This is a genomic window from uncultured Clostridium sp., assembly GCF_947072515.1.
GTDB lineage: Bacteria > Bacillota > Clostridia > Clostridiales > Clostridiaceae > Clostridium.
The window spans coordinates 180,657-197,435 of sequence record NZ_CAMTIG010000001.1 but is presented as its reverse complement, the minus strand read 5'-3'; the positions used below and the strand labels follow the sequence as shown (position 1 = coordinate 197,435).

12 protein-coding genes are annotated in these 16,779 nt (G+C 28.2%); all 12 read left to right on the top strand.

Annotation, left to right across the window (positions count from 1 at the left end):
* Positions 1-61 precede the first annotated feature (61 nt).
* A complete protein-coding gene (locus Q0W06_RS00905; protein WP_297630085.1) occupies positions 62-982 on the top strand; it encodes a potassium channel family protein in 921 nt (306 codons plus the stop codon).
* Between the two features lie 291 nt (positions 983-1,273).
* Positions 1,274-3,862: an ATP-dependent chaperone ClpB gene (gene clpB, locus Q0W06_RS00900; RefSeq protein WP_297630081.1), complete on the top strand. Its 2,589-nt coding sequence runs from the start codon at positions 1,274-1,276 to the stop codon at positions 3,860-3,862.
* A 183-nt stretch (positions 3,863-4,045) separates the two neighbouring features.
* A complete protein-coding gene (locus tag Q0W06_RS00895; protein WP_297630079.1) occupies positions 4,046-5,011 on the top strand; it encodes an ABC transporter permease in 966 nt (321 codons plus the stop codon).
* Positions 5,001-5,903 carry an ABC transporter permease gene (locus Q0W06_RS00890; protein ID WP_366516742.1) on the top strand — a complete coding sequence of 301 codons (903 nt, stop codon included), beginning with the start codon at positions 5,001-5,003 and terminating at the stop codon, positions 5,901-5,903. Before Q0W06_RS00895 ends, Q0W06_RS00890 begins: the two co-directional genes overlap by 11 nt.
* Before the next feature lie 12 nt (positions 5,904-5,915).
* Entirely contained in the window at positions 5,916-7,487 is a 1,572-nt protein-coding gene (locus Q0W06_RS00885) for an ABC transporter substrate-binding protein (RefSeq protein ID WP_297630076.1), read from the top strand.
* 112 nt (positions 7,488-7,599) lie between these two features.
* Positions 7,600-8,601, top strand: a complete 1,002-nt coding sequence (locus tag Q0W06_RS00880) for an ABC transporter ATP-binding protein (protein ID WP_297630073.1) — start codon at positions 7,600-7,602, stop codon at positions 8,599-8,601.
* The gene (locus Q0W06_RS00875) at positions 8,601-9,386 is read left to right on the top strand and encodes an ATP-binding cassette domain-containing protein (RefSeq protein ID WP_297630071.1); all 786 of its coding nucleotides are present in this window, start codon (positions 8,601-8,603) and stop codon (positions 9,384-9,386) included. The genes Q0W06_RS00880 and Q0W06_RS00875 overlap by 1 nt, the downstream gene beginning before the upstream one ends.
* Before the next feature lie 110 nt (positions 9,387-9,496).
* Entirely contained in the window at positions 9,497-10,567 is a 1,071-nt protein-coding gene (locus tag Q0W06_RS00870) for a helix-turn-helix transcriptional regulator (RefSeq protein ID WP_297630036.1), read from the top strand.
* A gap of 176 nt (positions 10,568-10,743) precedes the next feature.
* Positions 10,744-11,904, top strand: coding sequence for a cation:proton antiporter (locus Q0W06_RS00865; protein ID WP_297630033.1), 1,161 nt, complete (start codon positions 10,744-10,746; stop codon positions 11,902-11,904).
* Positions 11,905-12,137: 233 nt separating this feature from the next.
* Positions 12,138-14,201: a PTS trehalose transporter subunit IIBC gene (gene treB, locus Q0W06_RS00860; protein WP_297630031.1), complete on the top strand. Its 2,064-nt coding sequence runs from the start codon at positions 12,138-12,140 to the stop codon at positions 14,199-14,201.
* Between the two features lie 75 nt (positions 14,202-14,276).
* Positions 14,277-15,947, top strand: a complete 1,671-nt coding sequence (gene treC, locus Q0W06_RS00855) for an alpha,alpha-phosphotrehalase (protein WP_297630028.1) — start codon at positions 14,277-14,279, stop codon at positions 15,945-15,947.
* 36 nt (positions 15,948-15,983) lie between these two features.
* Positions 15,984-16,688, top strand: a complete 705-nt coding sequence (gene treR, locus Q0W06_RS00850; protein ID WP_297630025.1) for a trehalose operon repressor — start codon at positions 15,984-15,986, stop codon at positions 16,686-16,688.
* Positions 16,689-16,779 lie beyond the last annotated feature (91 nt).

The following is a 16,779-nucleotide window of genomic DNA, read 5'->3' as shown; positions in this document are numbered from 1 at the left end:
TAAGAAGCAGTAAAAATCTCGATATGGGTATATTTATCCATATTTTGAGTAGCAGGGACAGATGGGGTACTTTATAATAGCGACAGCTACTGTAATATCAATACTAGTTATAGTAAAACAGAATTTAAAAAAAGATAATAAAATATTATATAGACTTTTAAAGGTTATAAAAAATATAAATAAAACATATTTAGATATTTTTAGAGGGAAAACTTTAGTAAAAAATACTATCTTAGCATTCTTAATTATTTTTGCAGAATTATTTACTTTTATGGCATTGTTTACGGGGATATATAGAAATTTGCATATAAGATTTTTTGATATAAGTGCACCTATAATAAAGGGTGTAATTGTAGTTATTGCATTTGTTATTATGTTCTATATTATTGGATATGTATTATTATTTAGTGAAAGAATAAATGGCTTTATAAGAAAGACGGAAGATAAAGATTTTAAGACTGATTTTTTATTAAGTTATTTTTTAATTAGTACATATCTAACAGTATTATTTATATTTCCAGATGAATTTAAAAAAATGGCATCATTTATTTTAATTGGAACAATCATAAGTTATGTCTTAAATATCAAACTTATATTTAGTATACTTATGAACCCACATAATATAAGAAGAACTGATGCAGAGGGCGTAAGCTTCTCTAGAATAATGGTAGTTTCGGTACTGATTTTAGTTATGATAGTTTTAAATTTATTTGTAGCTACATGTGGAGTTAGTAGTTTAAATGGACAAGCTTTTAGTCATGCAGATGGTATATTTAGTTTGTTTTACTACACAATAATAACATTTACGACTGTAGGATATGGAGATATTGTTCCAGTAACAATAGAAGCAAGAATTGTAGCCATTGTAATTTCTATAACAAGCGTAATTTGTATAACAATTTTCTTGAGTAGTATATTATCATATAGAGAAAAACTGAAAAAAAGTGAAGAAGAATTGGATTTGATGAATTCAAATAAATAATGAGAGTAAAAAAGGAATAAAGATTTTAAAGTAGAAAGCTAAAAATATGAATTAATCATGTTTTTAGCTTTTTGTATATGAAATGTAAGAAGGAAGAAGTAATAAAATATTGAAATAAGGGGAAATATAAAAGAAGGAAATAAACAGAAAAAAGGAGGAAAGAAGAGAAAAAGAGATTTAAATTGAAAAAACAGTCTGTTTAAGGTTAATCACACAAAAATATACTTTGACTTTCTTTGACCTTAGTTGTAATATATAAGTAAGATAAGAATTAAACAAGAGGTGAATGTGATGAACGTAGAAAAAATGACTTTAAGAGTACAACAAGCTTTAAATGATGCTAACGGAACAGCAATGAGAAATAAAAGTCCACAAATTGATACAATTCATCTTTTCAGTGCTTTATTAGAGCAAACTGATGGATTAATCCCAAGTATATTTAGTAAAATGGGAATCGGTGTTAAGGGCCTTGGAGATAGAGTTAATAGAGAGATTCAAAATGGACCAAAGGTTAATGGAGAAGCTCAAATTTATATAAGTAATAAATTAAATGAAGTATTAATAAGAGCAGAAGATATTTCAAAAAAATTCGAAGATTCATATGTAAGTGTAGAACATTTAATGCTTGCAATAATGGAAGTAGATAAAAATGGAGTAGTCGGAAATATTTTAAGAACTTCAGGAATAACTGAGCAAGGATTTAAAGATGTATTAACAGAGGTTCGTGGAAGTCAAAGAGTAGATACTCAAGATCCAGAAGGAACTTATGATGCATTATCAAAATATGGTACAAACTTAAATGAACTAGTTAAAAATCATAAATTAGATCCTGTTATCGGAAGAGATGAAGAAATAAGAAGAACTATAAGAATTCTTTCAAGAAGAACTAAAAATAACCCAGTTTTAATTGGTGAACCTGGTGTTGGTAAAACAGCATTAGTAGAAGGTTTAGCTCAAAGAATAGTTAATGGAGACGTTCCAGAAGGATTAAAAGATAAAACTATATTCTCACTTGATATGGGTTCATTAATTGCAGGTGCTAAATATAGAGGTGAATTTGAAGAAAGATTAAAAGCTGTATTAAAAGAAGTTCAAAGTAGTGAAGGAAAATTAATTCTTTTCATTGATGAAATTCATACTATAGTTGGAGCAGGTAAAACTGAAGGAGCTATGGATGCTGGTAACTTAATTAAACCACTTTTAGCAAGAGGGGAATTACATTGTATCGGTGCTACAACTTTTGATGAATATAGACAATATATTGAAAAAGATAAAGCATTAGAAAGAAGATTCCAACCTGTTATTGTTGAAGAACCATCAGTAGAAGATGCTATCTCAATTTTAAGAGGATTAAAAGAAAGATTTGAAATCCACCACGGAATTAGAATACATGACCAAGCAATAGTTCAAGCTGTTAAACTATCAGATAGATATATTCAAGATAGATATTTACCAGATAAAGCAATCGACTTAATTGATGAAGCTGGAGCTATGATAAGATCAGAAATTGACTCACTTCCAACAGAACTTGATATAGTTAGAAGAAGAGTATTCCAATTAGAAGCAGAAAGAGAAGCATTAAGTCATGAAAGTGATGAAAATTCTAAGAAGAGATTAGAATCAATAGAAAAACAATTAGCTGAACATAAAGCTAAAAATGATGAATTAACTGCTAAATATGAAAAAGAAAAAGCAGCTATTATCGAAGTAAGAAATTTAAAAGAAAAAATTGATGATGCAAAAGGTCAATTAGAAGAATCTAAGAGAGCATATGACTATAATAAAGTTGCTGAAATTCAATATAGTTTACTTCCAAAATTAGAAGAAGAAATGAAAGAAAAAGAAGCTAGACTTGGAGAAGAGTCAGAAGGTTCTTTATTAAAAGAAGAAGTTACAGAAGAAGAAATTTCAGAAGTATTATCAAGATGGACTGGTATTCCAACTTCAAAACTTTTAGAAGGTGAAAGAGAAAAATTACTAAAATTAGATGAAGAATTAGAAGAAAGAGTTATTGGGCAAGAAGAAGCTGTAAAATCAGTATCTAGTGCAATATTAAGAGCTAGAGCAGGACTTAAAGATTTAAATAAACCAATTGGATCATTTATATTCTTAGGACCTACAGGGGTTGGTAAAACAGAACTTGCAAAAACTTTAGCTAGAACTTTATTTGATAGTGAAGATAGTATGATAAGAATTGATATGTCTGAGTATATGGAAAAACACACTGTATCAAGATTAGTTGGACCTCCTCCAGGATATGTTGGATATGAAGAAGGTGGACAATTAATAGAAGCTGTTAGAAGAAATCCTTATTCAGTAGTGTTATTTGATGAAATTGAAAAAGCTCATCCAGATGTATTTAATATGTTCCTTCAAATTTTAGATGATGGAAGACTTACTGATAATAAAGGTAAAACAGTAGATTTCAAAAACACAATTATAATTATGACATCTAACATTGGTTCATCACATCTTTTAGAAAATGATGCTAAAGATGGTGTAAATGATGAAATTAGAACAAGAGTTATGGATGAAATGAAAATGAGATTTAAACCAGAATTCTTAAACAGAGTTGATGATATTATAATGTTCAAACCATTAAATGAAGAAGGAATTGAAAGAATAATTGATATCTTCATGAAAGAAGTTGCTAATAGATTAGTTGAAAGAGATATTAAACTTGAAATAACTGAAGAAGCTAAAAAAGTATTAGCAAAAGAAGGATATGACCCAATTTATGGAGCAAGACCTTTGAAAAGATATATCCAAAATACAATTGAAAATATCTTAGCTAGAAAGATTATAAAAGGTGAAATTGGCTTTGGTATGACAGCAGTTGTAGATATAGATGGAGAAGAAATTGTCGTAAAAGGTAAATAAAAAAAATTAAAGTAGAACACTGAAAAGTGTTCTATTTTTTTTGTTTTTATGATATGGTAGATTATGGAATAAAGATTTCAGAAGAAATCATATTAAGAGAAAATCTTAACCCAATCGTCTAGAAGGAAATGTGGGAGACTAATTTGTAAGAGTATTACAAATGGGGTGATAGATATTTTAATAATGAAAAGAATAATGCAGTTTATTATGACATTATTTATTCTTTCAATAGTTGTATTTTATATGGCAAGACTTGCACCAGGAGACCCGTTAAGGTCTTATTATGGTGAATCTGTAGAAAGAATGAGTATAGAGGAAAAGGAAAATGCAATTGAAAATTTAGGCTTAAATGAGCCTGTGTATATACAGTATGTAAAGTGGTTTAAAAATGCTGCATCAGGAAATTTTGGAATGTCGTTTAAATATAAAACAAATGTAACAGAAGTTATAGGGAAAGTGTGGGGAAACACGCTTATTTTAGGTGGTATAGCTTATATTTTAACATTTATATTGGCTATACTTTTGGGAATATTCTTGGCATTACATGAGGATAAAAAAATAGATAGAATAGTTTGTTTTATAGGAAATATAAGCAATAGTATTCCATCTTTTTGGGTGTCTCTAGTTTTAATATTAATTTTTGGCGTTAATTTAAGAGTTTTACCAACAAGCGGAGCTTATGATATAGGACGAGAAGGAGATATATTAAATAGAATTTCTCATTTAATATTACCTCTAATTGTACTTATTTTAAGTCATTTATGGTATTACACATATCTTATTAGAAATAAAATATTAGAAGAGATTAGAGAAGATTATGTTCTATTATGTAAAGCAAAAGGTGTTAAAAGAAAAATTATTATATACAAGCATTGTATAAAAAATACGTTACCTTCAATCATAAGTATAATGGCAATATCTATTCCGCATATAATTGGAGGAACTTATGTAGTCGAGAAAGTTTTTTCCTATCCAGGACTTGGAACATTATCATTAGAAAGCGCACAATATCATGACTATAATATGTTATTAATTTTATGCTTAATTACAGGAGCATTAGTTATATTAGGCAACATGATGGGGCAGTGGATAAGTTTTAATATTGATCCAAGAATGAAGTATAAAGGAAAAATAGCAGATGAAGTATAGAATAGATGACTTTAAAATAGCAGATGAAAAATTTAAGAATGAGCAGAAAGAAGAAGGTACTTTAAAAAAGAATTCTAAGTATAGAGAAATGCCAATAGCTTCAATAGTTATACTAGGAGCTATAATTTTAGGATGTATTTTTGCAAAGTATATTTCTTTTGAAGACCCTTTTTATATTTATCTCGACAGTGTAAATATAGGGCCTAATAGTAAGTTCTTATTTGGAACAGATACAATGGGAAGAGATATTTTTTCAAGTATTTGGCATGGTGGAAAAGTATCTTTAATTATAGGGCTATTAGCAACAGTAATATCAACGAGCATAGGTGTTTTATACGGAAGTATAAGTGGTTTTGCATATGAAATAGTAGATGATTTTATGATGAGATTTTCAGAAATTTTATTAAGCATACCATCTATTTTAATAATAATGTTTATACAAGGAATACTTGGAAATAATAATGTGTTTTCTATAGCTATAGTTATTGGAGTAACGAGTTGGATGAGTATAGCTAAGATGGTTAGAACAGAAGTTAAGAGAATAAAAGAATGTGAATATATAGTTGGAGCTAGAGTAATGGGGGGAAGTTTTTTATATATATTGAGAAAACATTTAATACCTAACTTTATACCAGTGATTATGTTTATGGTAGTTACTAATATAGCATCAGCAATTGGAATTGAATCTACATTAAGCTTTTTAGGAATAGGACTTTCAGTAGATATAATATCATGGGGAACTATGCTTTCATTAGCAGATGGAGCATTACTTACTAATTCATGGTGGATAATTATAATTCCAGGATTATTTTTAGTGACAACGCTTTTATGTATAACAAATATCGGAAATTATATAAGAAAGAATAATAATAAAAAGGGTAATAATTTATAGGGGGATTTATAAATGAAATTAAAGAAAATAGCTGCTGTATTGTTAAGCGTTAGTATAATTACAGGGGTAATGGTATCTTGTGGAGCAAAAAATGAAGGTGGAGGAGATACTAAAAAAACGGAAATAAAAAATACTTTAGTATATGCTAGTAGTGATTATACGAGCATAAATCCAGTATTATATGAGCATGGGGAAATAAATACATTGATTTTTGATGGATTAACAGATAGAGATAAAGAAAATAAAATAATTCCAGGACTTGCAGAAAAATGGGATTGGAATGAAAAAACATTAACTTATAGATTTTATTTAAGACAAGATGTTAAATGGCATGATGGAGAGAAGTTTGGAGCTAAAGATGTTAAATTTACTATAGAAACTATCCAGAATCCTGATAACGTATCAGAGATAGCATCTAATTATGAGGAGATTAAAGAAGTTAAAATAATAGATGAGTATACTGTGGATATAGTATTATCAGAGGCTAATGTAGCTATATTAGATTATTTAACAGTTGGAATAGTTCCAGAGCATATTTTAAAAGGTAAAAATATTATTGAACATGAATATAATAAGAAGCCTATAGGAACAGGACCATATAAAGTAGAAAAGTGGGATACGGGACAAAGTATAACACTTGTTGAAAATGCTGAGTATTTTAAAGTAGATCCATCTATAGAAAAAATAGTATTTAAAATAGTAGATGATCCAAAGGCAAAGGTAATGCAATTAAAATCTGGGGAAGTAGATTTAGCACAAGTAACACCAAAAGATGCAGAAGTATTTAAAGGTAATGAAGAGTTTCAAATAAAGGATATGACTACATCTGATTATAGAGGAATTCTTTATAACTTTGGAGGAAAAAGTTTCTTTAAAAATCATAAAGAATTACCAAATGCATTAAGTTATGGGGTAGATAGAAAGGCAATATTAGAAACAGTAGCTTTAGGAAAAGGTGAAATTGCATATTCACCACTTCAAAGAAGCCCTTATAATAATCCAAATATTGAAAAGTTTGAATATAATCCAGAAAAAGCTAAGGCAGAGATAGAGAAGTTAGGATGGAAACTTGGAAAAGATAATATTTATGAAAAAAATGGAGAGAAATTAGAATTTGAAATTGTTTGTGGACAAGGCGATCAAGTAAGAATAGATATAGCTAATATATGTGCACAAAATCTAAAAGAAGTAGGAGTAAAGGCAAAGGTTGCTATAAATGCAGAAATAGATTGGGGGAATCAAGATACTTATTTAATTGGATGGGGAAGTCCATATGATCCAGATGATCATACTTATAAAGTATTTGGAACAGATAAAGGTTCAAATTTTAGTGCCTATTCAAATAAAGAAGTAGATAAATTATTAAAAGAAGCAAGATGGACAAACGATGATTCAAAAAGAAAAGAGCTATATGGAAAATTTCAAGAAGTAATGACAAAGAATATGCCATACACTTTTCTAATTTATATAGATGGAGTATTTGTAGGAAATAAAAATATAAAAGGAATATCAGATACAACTGTTTTAGGGCATCATGCAGCAGGAATACTTTGGAATGTAGAAGAGTGGAAAATTGAAGAGTAAAGATTAAAAATAAGAGGGAGACTCGCTTTAAAGTGAGTTTCCTATTTTAATAATAGAAAGAAAGTAAAGCCTAGAATTTAAATTAGTGAAAAAGTAAATTAAGAGGTGGAAAATGCTAGAGGTAAGAGATTTAAAAATAAATATAGAGGGAAAAAAAGGTCTAGTTCAAGCTGTAAGAGGAGTGAACTTTAATTTAAAGAAAAATGAGCTTTTAGCTATTGTGGGAGAATCAGGAAGTGGGAAGTCTATACTATGTAGAGCTATAATGAATATCCTTCCTCAAGGAGGAAAAATAGTAGACGGAGAAATAATATTTGGAAATAAACATATTGAAAATTTAAATGAAAGAGAAGGGGAAAGTTTTAGAGGAAAAGAGATAGGAATGGTTTTTCAAAATCCTATGACATCTTTAAATCCTACTATGACTATAGGAAGTCAGATTATGGAAGGACTTTTAATTCATTTGAAGATGAGTAAAGAAAAAGGGAGAGAAGAAGCATTAAAATTAATGAGGTTAGTTGGAATTGATAGAGTTGAGGAAAGATTTAATCAATATCCACATGAAATTTCAGGGGGAATGAGACAAAGAGTTGTAATTGCTATAGCTGTTAGTTGTAAACCGAGAATTGTAATAGCAGATGAGCCAACTACAGCATTAGATGTAACAATACAGAAACAAATATTAGATTTAATGTTACACATAAAAAATGATCATAACTCATCAGTAATTCTTGTGAGTCATGATTTAGGAGTAGTTTCTAATGTAGCAGATAGAGTTGTTATTATGTATGCAGGAAAAATTGTAGAAATGGGAACAACTAAAGAAATATTTAAAAATCCGAGACATCCATATACTATAAGTCTTTTAAAGTCATTACCAAGCTTAAATAAAAATAAAGAATTTCTAGAAACTATAGGAGGAACGCCACCAGATTTAGTAAATCCGCCTAAGGGAGATCCATTTGCATGGAGAAATAAAGAAGCATTGAAAATAGATTTTTTAGAGGAACCACCGTTAGTAAAAATAAGTGATACACATTATGTATACTCGTGGAAAGCATATTATGAGGAGAATATAGAAAGGTTTGAAAACTTGGAGGGAGCTGCTCTTTAATGAAAAAAATTTTAGAAATTAAAAACTTAAAACGATATTTTAAACTTGGGAAAAATGGAAAGATTAAAGCGGTAGATAATATATCTTTAGATATTTATGAAGGAGAAATTTTAGGATTAGTTGGGGAATCAGGATCAGGAAAAAGTACATTAGGTAGAGCAATTGTAGGGATAAACAGAGATGGAGAAGGTGAAATTAAGTATTTAGGAGAAAAAATAGGAGATAAAAAAAGAAATAAAAAAGAGAAAAAACTTATAGCCGATACTATGCAAATTATATTTCAAGATACAGCATCATCTTTAAATTCAAGGATGAAAATAAAAGATATTATAGAAGAACCTTTAAGGATACAAGGAAAATTAAGTAAGGATGAAATAAATAAAAAAGTATTAGAAGTAATATATAAAGTTGGGATTGATGAAAGTTATTTAGATTCTTATCCATATGAATATTCAGGAGGACAGAGACAAAGGATAGCAATAGCTAGAGCTTTGACTATGAATCCAAAATTTATAATTGCAGATGAACCAATTGCTTCTCTAGATATATCTATGCAAGCACAAATAGTTAATTTATTTAAAAAGCTTAAGAAAGAAGAAAATTTAACATGCTTATTTATAGCACATGATTTATCAATGGTGAATTATATAAGTGATAGAATTGCTGTAATGAGCAAAGGAAGGATAGTAGAAATTGGAACTAAAGAAGAAATTTATGATAATCCAAAGGATGAATATACAAAACTATTAATAAACTCTATGCCTAAAGTAAAAGAATTTGAGTAATGTTTAATAATAATCTATAAATTTTAAAGATATATAAAAAGCTATCTATTGTGTTAGATATAGTATAAAATTATAATTAGAGTAATTTTATGTAAGGTAGGTGCTTTTATATGAGAAATTTAAAAATTGGGGAAAATATTTTATTTTTAAGAAAAAGAAATGGACTAACTCAAGAAGAATTAGGGCATAAGCTAGGAATTACAGCAGGAGCTATAAGTAAGTGGGAACATGGAAGCTCAAGTCCAGATATAGGAGTATTAATACCGTTAGCAAAAGCATTAAATACAACAATAGATGATTTATTTTTAAATAAAAACCAGATGACAGAAGAAGAAGTAAGAAATTTAAAAAAAGATTTATCAGGAGTATTTTTAGTTCAAGGCTATGACGAAGGAAAAAAACATTGTGATAAAATTTTATTAGAAGAAAAAGATAACTTATATCTTAAGTTAGCAGTAGGTAGTTTAGTTCAAATGTATGGAACCTTAGGAGAAAATTTAACAGAAGAAATAGTAAAAGATAGAATGAATTATGCATTAGAATTATATTATGAAGTTGAAGAGAAGAAAGATTTTAAGTATTCAATGATTGCACTTGAACGTATAGCTAGTTTAGAGATGATGATTGAAAATTATGAAAAAAGTGAAGAAGCTATAAAAAATATAAATGGAACAAGTATAGATCCAGCATTTTTATATACAATTTTATTAGAAAAAAAAGGTGAATTGAGTGAAGCTGAAATTATGGCTAAAAAACTATTAATGAAATATTTAAATCAGACTTCATCAATGTTGGGGATTTTAGGAAGATTAAATAAAAGTGATATAAATAAAGCAAAAAAATATTTAAATATACTTACAGATATAGAAGAAAAGTTTAATATAGGAATGGGCACAGGAGCATATCAATTTGCTAAATTATACATGGCTAATAATGAGAATGATATGGCTGGAAAGTGGTATAAAAAATATATAAATGAGATATTAGAAGCTCCATATGATTATGAAAAAAATCCTTATTTTTCAGGAATAACATTAGAGGTTGATAAAGAAGGACAAAAGATAGTAAGAAAGAGCCTATTTAAAAATTTAGTTAAAGAAGATGAATTTAAAACATTACATGGAAATAAAGATTATGATGAAGCTAGAAAAAAATTAGAACTAGCAATTGAGAAAATATAATAGGAAAAGATAAAAACTCTTATAAAATAACTTTATTAATTAAAGAAATTTATAAGGGTTTTTTTATTTAAATTTAAAAAGTAAAAAGATTAAGTAATAAAAAGCTTATTATACGTTGAAAATAACTTTAAAATAAGATATTCTTTTAATGAACAAAAGATGAAGGGAGCAATTAAATGTCATACGAATTCTTACTATACATAGCAGTAATTTTATTGTTTACAAAAGCATTTGGCTTATTAGCTAAAAAGATAAAAATGCCTGGAGTTGTTGGAGCTTTAATAGCAGGTATAATAATTGGACCAGCAGCATTGAACTTTTTACATGAAACAGAATTTATACATAATTTAGCGGAACTTGGAGTTATTATTTTAATGTTTACAGCTGGACTTGAGGCAGATGTAACAGAACTTAAAAAGACAGGAAAAGCATCATTTATAATAGCTTTATTAGGAGTTATAATTCCTTTAGTGGGAGGATTTGTAGTTGCAGAGATATTTAACTCAGGTTCTGGAACAAAAATATTAATGGAAAATATCTTTATAGGAGTAATATTAACAGCCACATCTGTAAGTATTACAGTAGAAACTTTAAAAGAATTAGGAAAATTAAGTACAAGGGCTGGAAATACAATTTTAGGTGCGGCATTAATTGATGATATTTTAGGAATTATAATATTAACAGTTGTTACTAGTCTTTCAGATAGTACAGTTAATATTGGAATGGTGTTATTTAAAATAGTAGCCTTTTTTGTATTAGCTATAATATTAGGGATATTGTTTAAAAAAGTATTTTTAAAATGGATTAATAAATATAATAAAGATATGAGAAGATTTGTTATATTTGGGTTTGTATTATGTTTATTATTTTCATATGGAGCAGAGCATTTCTTTGGAGTTGCAGATATAACAGGAGCATTTATAGCAGGGCTTATAATGGCAGGAACAGATAGGACACATTATTTAAATAAGAGATTTGAAACTCTATCATATATGTTTTTATCACCAATTTTCTTTGCAAGTATAGGACTTCAAATTGCATTAGGTGGAATGGATTTTAAAATAATAGTATTTACAGTAGTATTATTATTAGTAGCTATTTTAACTAAAATAGTTGGATGCATAATAGGAGCAAAGCTTTCAAAATATACATTAAAAGAATCTATACAAATAGGTGCAGGAATGGTTTCAAGAGGTGAAGTTGCATTAATAGTAGCTAATAAAGGGATAAGCGTAGGATTAGTTTCATCATTAATGCTAGCACCAATAGTTATTGTAGTAGTTATAACAACTGTAATAGCACCAATACTTTTAGAATTAGCATTTAAAGAAAAATAAACTGAAAAGCTGTAGCATTGAAAATGCACAGCTTTTTCTTTATTTAAAGTAAATCATATAAAAAAAGAAAATGTTTTCATAAGTTAAGTAAAAGTTTACAAATAATACATTGAAAAACATATACGTACAAGATATTATTAATATATAAGATATACGTACAAGTTAAGAAAAGAGAAAAACATATACGTATAAGGAAAGGTTTTATAAGTTGATATATATTAGGAGGAAAGGTTATGGCAAATACAAAACAGTTTGAAGATGACGTAAAAGAAATATTAGAAGCTGTTGGTGGCGAAGAAAACGTTTCAATAGCAACCCACTGTATTACAAGATTGAGATTCATTTTAAAAGATGAAAGAAAGGTTGATGAAGGAAAATTAAATAGTATTGGGCTTGTAAAAGGTAACTTTAGTGCAAATGGACAATTCCAAGTTATTATAGGACCAGGAACTGTTGATAGAGCATACGATTATCTTTTATCAATTACAAACATAAAAGGTGTATCAAAAGCAGAAGCAAAAGATGAGGCTGCTAAAAAGTTAAATCCAATACAACTTGCAATTAAAACTTTATCGGATATATTTATTCCAATTCTTCCTGCAATAGTAACAGCGGGGCTTTTACTAGGATTAAATAATATATTAGCAGGTCAAGGAATATTTTATGCTAATAAATCTTTAATCCAAGTATATCCAGCATGGGCTGGTTTTGCAGAAATGGTAAATGTTATTGCTAATACATCATTTACATTCTTAACTGCACTTGTTGGTTGGTCAGCTGCTAAAAAGTTTGGTGGAAATCCTTTATTAGGAATAGTTTTAGGATTAATACTTGTTAATCCAGCATTATTAAATGCATATTCATACGGACAAGCAGTAGCAAATCATACAGTACCAACTTGGTCATTATTTGGACATGCTTTCCAAAAGATAGGATATCAAGGTCAAGTATTACCAGTTCTTGTTTCAACATATATAATGGTTAGAATAGAGAAATTCATGAATAAAGTAGTACCAGATTCGTTTAAATTATTACTAGTAGCTCCAGTAGCATTATTAGTAACAGGACTTTTATCATTTATTATTATCGGACCTGTAACATTTGCAGTAGGTAATGCAATGTCATCAGGATTTGTATACTTATTTAAACATTATGCTTTATTTGCTGGTTTATTATTTGGTTTTACTTATGCAATGATAGTTATTACAGGAATGCACAATACATTCTTAGTTGTAGATTTTCAATTATTAGCATCTCCATTACATGGTGCACTTTTATGGCCTATGGTAGCATTATCAAATATTACACAAGGATCAGGAGCTCTTGCAATGTTCTTCTTAAGTAAAGATAAAAAAACAAAGAGTCTTGGTGCAACAGCAGGTATTACCGCCTATCTAGGCGTAACTGAACCGGCTATGTACGGTGTAACCTTAAGATATAAATGGCCTTACTTAGCTTGTTTAATAAGTTCAGCTTGTGCAGCAGCATATATAGCAGTACATGGAGTTTTAGCAACTTCAATTGGAGTTGGAGGGTTACCAGCATTTTTATCAATATTCCCTAAATTCTGGGGTGTTTACTTTATAGGTATGGGAATAGCTTTCTTTGGACCATTAATATTAATACCAATTATGTTTTTCTTAATTCCTAAAGTAAGAAGAGATATAAAAGATGTTGATGAAGGTAAAGGTGCAATTAAATTTAATTTAGATGCATTAACAGGTGGAGCAACAGAAAAAGAAACTGCTAAAGTTCAAAAAGAAGCTGCAGCAGTTGCAGAAAATAAAGTAGATGGAGAAATTCCAAATAGCGATGAATTAATAGAAAAAAATAAAGGGGCTATGGAAAAAGTATTTAGTCCTGTAAAAGGTGAATTTATAAAATTAGAAGATTCAAATGATGAAACATTTGCAAGTAAAATGTTAGGTGAAGGTATTGCTATAGAACCAGCAGAAGGAAAAATAACCTCACCAGCAGATGGTGTAGTTTCAATGATATTTGGAACAAAACATGCTTTATCAATAACTACCAATAAAGGTGTAGAACTTTTAATTCATGTAGGTATAGATACCGTAGGAATGGAAGGTAGAGGATTTGAAGCACTAGTTAAAGTTGGCGATAAAGTAAAGCTTGGAGATGAACTTTTAAATTTTAATATTGATTTAATAAGAAAAGAAGCTGTTGCCGCAACTGTATTTATGGTAGTTGCAAATACAGATAAATTTAAAGAAATATCCGTTAATGAAGATAAAAAGAATGTAGATAAAGATGAATTAATGGAAATAAAATTTAACTAGTATTAAGGTGAATGGTGTATCTTTAGGTATAACATTTGCCTTGAACTAATTATTAGAGAATTTGGAGGAAGAATTATGAAAAAAGTAGATTTAAAAGATGCAGTAGTATATCAAATATATCCAAAGTCATTTAAGGATAGCAACAATGATGGAATAGGGGATTTAAGAGGAGTTATAGAAAAGTTAGATTATTTAAAAAGCTTAGGGGTAGATTATCTTTGGTTAACACCTTTTTATATTTCACCTCAAAAAGATAATGGATATGATGTAGCTGATTATTATAATATAGATAAAAGTTTTGGAACTATGAAAGACTTTGAGGAGTTAGTTAAAGAAGCGGAAAAAAGAGAAATATATTTAATGTTAGATATGGTATTTAATCATACATCTACAGAGTGTGAATGGTTTAAAAAAGCTATGGCTGGAGATGAAAAATATAAAAATTATTATATTTTCAAGGAAGGAAAAGAGGGGGAAGAACCAACTAATTGGATCTCTAAGTTTGGTGGATCTGCATGGGAGTATGTAGAAAAATTTAATGAATATTATCTACATTTATTTGATAAAACACAAGCAGATTTAAATTGGGAGAATGAAGAGGTTAGAGAAGAGATATATAGTATTGTGAACTTTTGGATCAATAAGGGAGTAAAGGGATTTAGATTTGATGTAATTAATTTAATTTCTAAGCCAGAAAAATTTGAAGATGATTTAAATGGAGACGGAAGAAGATTTTATACAGATGGACATAAAATACACCAGTATTTAAAAGAATTAAATGCAAAAACTTTTGGAAGATTTGAAGATATAATAACAGTAGGTGAGATGTCATCTACGAATATTGAAAATTGTATAAAATATACTAATCCAGATGAGGGCGAATTATCAATGGTATTTAATTTTCATCATTTAAAAGTGGATTATAAAGATGGAAACAAGTGGAGTGTAGATGATTTTGATTTTTTAGAGCTTAAAGATATATTTGATAAATGGCAAAATGGTATGGAAAAAGGCAATGGATGGAATGCAGTATTTTGGTGTAACCATGATCAACCAAGAATAGTTTCAAGATTTGGAGATGATAAAAAATATCCAGTAGAAAGTGCAAAAATGCTTGGAACAACTGTGCATATGCTTAGAGGAACACCATATATTTATCAAGGAGAAGAATTTGGTATGACTAATCCATATTATAATTCAATCCATCAATATAAAGATGTGGAATCTATTAATTATTACAATATATTAAAAGAGTCAGGAGAATCAGAAGAAAATATTCTTAAAATTTTAAGTGAGAAATCAAGAGATAATTCAAGAACTCCTGTTCAATGGAATAACGGGAAAAATGGAGGGTTTACGGAAGGAACTCCATGGCTTGAAGTTGGTGAAAATAAAAATATCAACGTAGAAAATGCATTAAATGATGAGAATTCAGTTTTTTATCATTATCAAAAACTTATAAAACTTAGACATGAGGAAAAATTAATATCAGAAGGATCATTTGAAATAATTTTAAAAGAAGATAAGAATATTTTTGCATATATTAGAAAATATAAAGATGAAAGATTACTAGTAATAAACAATTTTTATGGAAATGAGAGTGAATTTGAATTGCCAAAGGATAAATTAGAATTATTAGAATATAATTCAAATATATTGATTTCTAATTATAAAGATTCAGCTACAGAATTTAAATCTATAAAATTAAGACCATATGAAAGTCTAGTATATAAGCTTGTTAAATAAAATAGTCAATGCTAAAATATTTACAAGGTGATGAATATGGAAAGTAAATATTTAAAAATATATAATGAAGTTATCTCAGAAATAGAAAATGGAATTTTAGAGCCAAGTGAAAAATTGTCATCTGAAACTGAAATGATGGAGAAATATTCAGTTTCGAGAGATACAGTAAGAAAGGCATTAAATAAACTTGAGCAGAATGGATATATAATAAAGAAAAAAGGAAAAGGGTCATTTGTATTAGAAATGGCTAGATTTGATTTTCCGTTAGCAGGAGTTGTAAGTTTTAAAGAATTAGCACAAAAAATGAATGGGAAAATAGAGACTCATTTAGAAAGATTTAACTTAATAACAGAAAAACATTCTATAAGAAAAAAATTAAAATGCGAAGATGATATTTGGGAAGTTATAAGAGTTAGAGAAATAAATGGGGAAAGAATAATTTTAGATAAAGATTATTTAAATAGATCTCTTATACCAAACTTAACTAAAGAGGTTTGTAAAAATTCAATTTATGAGTATATTGAAAATGTACTTGAACTTAAGATAGCATTTGCAAGAAAAGAAATAACAGTTAGACAAGTAACAGAAGAAGATAAAAGGTTGTTAAACCTTGAAGATTTCAATTGTATTGTAGTTTGTAAAAGTTATACTTACTTAGAAAATGGAGAATTATTTCAGTATACAGAATCAAGACATAGACCAGATAAGTTTAAGTTTATGGAATTTGCAAGAAGAAAATAGAGAGTATTGGAACTCACCTTATGGTGGGTTCTTTTTGTATAAAATAATTAAAGAAAAGAAAAATATATTCAAAACTATAGGAGTATTTGAT